Source organism: Komagataeibacter sp. FXV3 (assembly GCF_015155755.1).
Classification (GTDB): domain Bacteria; phylum Pseudomonadota; class Alphaproteobacteria; order Acetobacterales; family Acetobacteraceae; genus Komagataeibacter.
The window spans coordinates 1-6,478 of the sequence record NZ_VWPI01000120.1; the positions used below are offsets into that span (position 1 = coordinate 1).

Here is a 6,478-nt window from a genome sequence, read left to right on the forward strand (position 1 = left end):
ACAATGGCTCTGGACATATAACCATGACAGACCCAACATGGGGAACAGCGGGCTAACCCCCGCCCAGAAACTAAAAACAGCTGCCTGAATTCTCATTCAGCACCCCACTAAAAATGGGGGGATTACCGGGAGACCACGACTTACGGAATTGCAGCGGGTCATGGAGGCGATCCTCTATATCGTCACCATGGGTTGTCAATGGCGACAATTGCCTCGTCACTTTCCCGGCTTTACGACTGTGCAGGGTTATTTCTACCGTTGTATCCGCGAGGGACGATGGGAAGCCATGAACCATATTCTCGTGATCCTGTCGCGTGAGCAGGACGGGCGAGACGCCACGCCTCTGGTGGGCGTTATTGATAACCAGTCGGTTAAAACCGCTGAAAATAGCGGTCCACGCGGCTATGACGCGGGCAAGAAGATCAGGGGCCGCAAGCGGCATATCACGCCCGACACGCTGGGTCAGGTCGTGGCAGTTGTCGTGCATCCCGCCGACATTCTGGATTGTGACGGCGGGTATGCTGGCGAGGAGTTGCGTGGTGCGCTGACTGAACTCGGCCGATGGACGATCGAGATCGTCAAGCGCAGCGATCGGGCCGAAGGCTTCGTCGTCCTGCCGAAACGCTGGATCGTGGAGCGCAGCTTTGCATGCGCTCGGACTCTGCCGCCACCTCACAAAGGATGTCGAGGCAACAATCTCGTCATCCTGCGCATGGTTGATGATCACCATATCCGCAGAACTCTGCGGAGAATCAATCAAACAGCTTTCTGTTATTCGGCTCTAAGAGAATGTTTAAAAAGTCAGGGGACGCCGCCTTTAAAAAAGACAATACCAAAAAACTTTTATTATTTTTAAACAACAAGTTTTTTCAAACAATCTTATAAGGGAGATGTCATTTCCATGCCGTTTAACATCATATTTTACAATACGTTCTACCACAGTGCAGCCAGATCGTGCGATTTTTTGCGCATATGGTCTGGCAACGGCAGACCACATTGTTTCGTATATATGAAACAATGTATCATCAAACTGTCATTTATCTGCGTCCATGGGTTACCGAAGATCGTTTCAATATCGCGATCAAGGTTACAAAACCTGATGCGAACTATGATGGTTCCGACCGGAGAATGACATTGAAGGTAGCCGTTATTGGTGCTGGTGCTGCAGGACTTGGTGCTGCGTGGACTTTAGTAAAAGCTGGCCATGATGTAACTGTGTTTGAAAAAGAAGCCGATGTGGGGGGACGTTGCCGCACTTTTTATTGGCGTCATGAATGGCTTATACGGGGGGCTGCGGCGTTTATCAAATCGGAGCAGAACCTGATTGACGTGGCAAAGGAACTGGGGATCTACCGGTCTGACCTGATTATTGACGCGCAAAAACAGCATAAGTGGAACGTATTTCGACATAATCAGCCGGTTGTGGAACTGGACGATTTTCGGCCGGCGGATATACTGATGTGCCAGGCCATGCCGTTAAAGGAGAAAATAGCACTTTCTACGATGTTTCCAATGCTTCTGACGCAGCTTGCCCGAAATGATCCACGCGATCCCACTTCGGCAGCAAGGTTGGATACAGAGACCGCCTGTGAATATTTTTCAAAAAAATCACCTTTTTTTGTAAATTATATTCTTGAACCTATCATGCAGACGTTTTGCGGATATGGAAAAGATGACTATTCCCTAGCATGGTTGGCATGGCTTATGGCGGGTCCATACGCATGGGCGACGGGCTGGTGGCAGTGCGCCGAACGAGGCGTAGGGGGCCTGACGCACAATCTGGGTCTGGCTATCGACCGTGAGCCAACGGGTTCTGTCCAGACGGGCGTGTGCGTAACGGCCGTCTCAGAAAAGGGAAATCAGGTGGAACTGACACGCGTCATGAATGGCAACGCGATGAGCGAAGTCTATGATGCGGTCGTTGTCGCGGTTCCGGGCAATATGGTGCCTAGGATCGTGACGACATTGAATGATGATGAACGCCGTTTTTTCGATGGTGTTCAGTATGTCCCGCATCACATATGTTACGTTTCAATAACGTTCCCGTTTGAAGAGGAAGTTAACCTTCGCCGCGTGCTTCCGACTGTGGAAGGGTTCAGGATTGTCAGCAATTTTACCATTCGACCGTTTGGCAATGATACTGGGGAACATCTACTGTATCTTGAAATGAAAGGGGACGGTTGTGAATATTTATCTGGAAAATCCGATCAGGAAATCATAAACCATTGCCTGAACGAGATCAGGCAGGTTGAACCCAGGTTACATACCGCCGAGGTTATTGATACTTATGTCCAGCATAATGACTCGGCCCTCTGTCGGCGGTATGTCGGTTATACTGAGTTACTCAAGCAATATCGCGACAACGCCCCTTCGGGCCGAAGGATCGTATATGCCGGGGATTATTTAATCAGCAGCTCTGTGGGGCAGGCGCATTATAGTGGGTTGGTTGCGGCAGAACACGTACTGAGGAACATAGGGCAGTGATAAAACCAGCATGGCTTCAGGGATTTCATCCTATCGGGTTTTCCCTTGGCGTCGTCAGCTGTTTTTTAATTGGGGAGATGGCAATTTTTGCGCTTCCGCTTTTCACGTCAGCTATCGGACATCGTTTTGGATATTCCGTGTCAGCCACGGAAATGGTTTTTACCGCGCAGCTTCTGTCAATAACGGTTTCATCGCTCTTATCGTCCCGGTTCGTGCATAAGGTAAACAAGAGGAAGGTTGCGTTGTACGCAGCGGCTTTTGTTATCCTTGGCAATATCTGTTCCGCTTTTACTGACAGTTCCTTGTTTTTCATTGCCAGCCGAATTGTTGCCGGATGCGCGGAAGGCCTGGTACTGTCCGCCGGAAGTGCCGCATGTGCCCGGTCTGCAGCCGCAAGCAGGATCTATTCCCTAGCATCCCTGGGAGTTACGGCTCTTTCCCTGCTTATTTTCCTTTGCCTGCCGCGGGTTCTTGAATTCGGGGGAATGACACCTTCATTCATCGTCATGGCTGTTACGATTGCAGCAATGACGGGCCTGTTATTATTTTTACCCGCTGAGGTGGATACTTCTTCAAAAGAGGCAGGACTGCTTCCTCACGCAAATATATCACATTTTCTGTTATTGACCAGCACGACCCTCTTTTTTCTATCAGTCAATATGACATGGTTTTTCATGAACGAAATCGGCCGCAGGGATGGGCTGGAGTTAACCAGTATCGGAAATGCAATATTGATCGCATCGATTTTTTCCTTGGTCGGACCTAGTCTTGGCGTCCTGATAGGGAACCAGTTGGGTTTTTTAAAACCGATAGGAGCATCACTTATTTTTACGGCTGTAGCCTCTATTATAATAACATGCAAGACAGGTTTTTTATATTTTACTTTTGGTTTTTCATTGGCAAGTATGTTTTATGTTTTTGGTATTCCATATTTCTACGGCTTGGCGGCAAAAATTGATGGCACCGGACGTCTTGCCGCAGCGGTGCGCGGTGCGGGTGGAATTGGGGCTGCTTTGGCTCCGGCTACTGCCAGCGTGGCTTTTACATGGGGCGGAGATATAAAGTATATCGGCTTTTTTGCGGTCGTTATATCTGTTGTCAATATGTATATTTTAAAAATAACAACTAACTTTATAAAATAAATTAATTTTTTTGTTCTGTCTGTATTTAAATCCGTCCTTGCATTAAATAAAAAGAAACATCATGGAGCGTGTGTGGCTTATGATGTTCTAAATTTCCGCCGCACAATACGTTTCTTTATCGAATCGATATTAGTAAGTATAGTATACGGGATGGATCCGTTATGACGCAATATCATCTCAATCCATCCCTATTTATACTTTCCTGCATTTCTTCTCAATCTGTGGTCGACTGGCCACCTTCATACAACCTGTATCCTGTCCGATCGGGACCGGATAATGCAAAGGAATGCTGACATGAAGCGGTATATGACCTTTCGTAAGGAAACCCGTATGCTAACAATTCGCATTGCCAGTGTTCTTATGGCATCCACGTCTTGCGGTAGTTTAGCTTTTGCGGCGTCTCCTTCAGTAGAGAATGTGCATAAGCATATCGCCAGTCATGGTGGCAAGATCAGGCCATCCGGGGCAATGGAGACAATTCAGGTATCGGGCAGCCGAACGAAAGCAGTACACAGCCAGGCCGCCACCGTCAATGTCCTGAGTGGTGCGGAATTGAGGCAACTTCATCTGGAAAGTCCCAAAGATATTGCAGCATTCGTACCTGGCGTCACGGCAGTCAATGTAACTTCTGGCAGTACTCCCATTTTTTCAATACGGGGTGTAGGACTTGATGATTATAGCGGTACCAATATGGGTGGTATTGGTATTTATCTTGATGGTGTATTTTCGCCCTATCCCGAGTTTTATTCAGGGCAGATGCTCGACGTCCAATCGGTAGCCGTTGAGAAGGGACCGCAGGGCTTCGATTATGGACGCAGTACCACTGGTGGGTCGATGAATGTTGAATCCGTCAAGCCAGATAATAAATTCGGGGGATACGTCGATTGGGGTTATGGCAGCTATAATACGAATACAGGAAAATTCGCCGTTAATGTGCCCATTACAGATCACATATTTAACCGTATGTCTTTTAGTTATACAAAAGGTGATGGCTGGCAGCATGATGTCCACACCAACCGTCTGTACGGGGCGCAGGATATACTTGCAATTCGCAATATAACAAAATTTGAAGTTGACGATAGGTCGTCATTGCTACTGAATCTTCACTATACGCGTAATCGTGGGACACCCAGCTCTCCGCAGGACATGGGGGCGGACAGCCTGTGGGGGACCCGGACAGGGACAATAGGACTTGGATCAACAGCCCGTGCGAATGCGGTCAACGTCGGGAATTCGGACGTACGGCGTAAGGAGGACGGGGGCGGTGTATCCGTTACGTATGATCGCGACTTCAGCTTCGGGCAGTTTGTTTCTACAACCGGCATTGATTTCTATCGCCGTGATATTATGGACAACTATGATGGTGAAGCCCTGCATGTCGGGGATGATCATTGGCAGGACCAGGCAATATCGCAGACGCATGATATGCATCTGCACACGACAATTGCACAACGTCTGCATTTGACGGTCGGTGTATATGAATCGTACGATAAAATAAAAGGAACGTATACAAACTATAAAGATCTGGATTTCTTTAGTGGTCTGGATCCGTTCGCGGCCGGCCCCGCAACATTTGCCCAGCATTTTGATCAGCAAAATGTTTCGACCGGAGCCTATGTAAATACCGTAACAAATATTGTAAAGAACCTTGATTTTATTGCATCCGGGCGGTTTTCATATGACGAAAGAGGATATCGTGGGGGTACGGTAGATATAAACGGAAGTGTGGTAGGTGCTGGAAGGAATATCTCCTACATTGATGAAAATCATACCTATGAACGGTACACCGGACGCGTTGGACTCCGGTATCGGATAAGGCCGGGTACGTTTGTCTATGGTACGATTTCGGACGGATATAAAGCTGGATCTTATTTCTCGGCGGCAACGACAACACCGCAGGCATTGGGGTACGTGCGCCCTGAAAATCTCATAGCTTATGAAGTCGGTGTCAAAGGTAGCCTGCTGCATGATAAATTGCAGCTTGAGGGATCCCTGTTCGACTATGAATATCATAATCGTCAGACACTGATGCTGGTTGAAATGCCCAATACCCTGGCAGCCACACTTGGGAGCCTACCGCGAGCAAGGACGCGTGGTGGAGAGCTTTCAGGTACATGGCACGACGCGATCATTCCCAATCTAGATCTGAATGCGTCGTTTGCGTACCTTGACGCGAAACTGGTCGATACGGTTACGGGTGTACGTGGATTGTCCCTTTACGAACCTCTCTCGGGCGGTTCCGCCCTGCCATTCTCTCCACGGTTTTCATGGGATGCCGTGGCGCGGTACAAGATCAACCTTGATCGGTACATGTTAAGCCTGCAGGCTAGTTACTCCTGGAAGGATAATATGCTTGTTGGCCTGTCCGATCCTAATGCCAAGACCAGCAAGATCAGTTCCCTTGGGTTACGGATGACATTTGGCCCCAAAACGGAAAAATGGTCTGCCTCTGTGTATGTCGATAATCTGACGGACAATGCAGGCGACACCTATTCATACACCGGCAACGATGGAAGTCGTATCCAGTATATCCAGAATCCTCGGTGGGTTGGATGTGAACTGCATTACAAGCTCTAGCAGCCTGTCGGGTTGGGGTACGCTGTGAAGGGGGGCGGTTGTAAGGTGGTGAGATGAGCAGCTTCATCCCGTTTGACCGGTCTCAGCCGTATCTTTTGCCTCCTGACCTGAAGTCGTGGTGTTGATTTTCACTGAGAACTGACCCGGGTTTTTCATCAGGAATTGACCCAGCCAGCTGCTATTTCAGGCATAGTCGGGCGGGCGGTCAAGAAGAGGATCTGTCCTTTCTGTTTTTTGACGCGGCGGTGCTGGCGCGGAACCTGTAGCTGTCATTT

3 protein-coding genes and 1 pseudogene are annotated in these 6,478 nt (G+C 48.6%); all 4 read left to right on the forward strand.

Translation table 11 applies throughout. The annotated features are described in order from the left end of the window. Nucleotides 1-127: 127 nt before the first annotated feature. Nucleotides 128-769: pseudogene (locus tag F1542_RS10835) on the forward strand (transposase); the annotation flags it as partial. Between the two features lie 185 nt (nt 770-954). Next, on the forward strand, nt 955-2,484 hold the full coding sequence (locus F1542_RS10840) for an FAD-dependent oxidoreductase (protein WP_193733046.1): 1,530 nt from the start codon (nt 955-957) through the stop codon (nt 2,482-2,484). Further along, nucleotides 2,481-3,626, forward strand: a complete 1,146-nt coding sequence (locus F1542_RS10845) for an MFS transporter (RefSeq protein WP_193733047.1) — start codon at nt 2,481-2,483, stop codon at nt 3,624-3,626. Before F1542_RS10840 ends, F1542_RS10845 begins: the two co-directional genes overlap by 4 nt. Nucleotides 3,627-3,920: 294 nt before the next feature. Next, nucleotides 3,921-6,203: a TonB-dependent receptor gene (locus tag F1542_RS10850; RefSeq protein ID WP_408886252.1), complete on the forward strand. Its 2,283-nt coding sequence runs from the start codon at nt 3,921-3,923 to the stop codon at nt 6,201-6,203. The last annotated feature ends 275 nt before the right edge of the window (nt 6,204-6,478 follow it).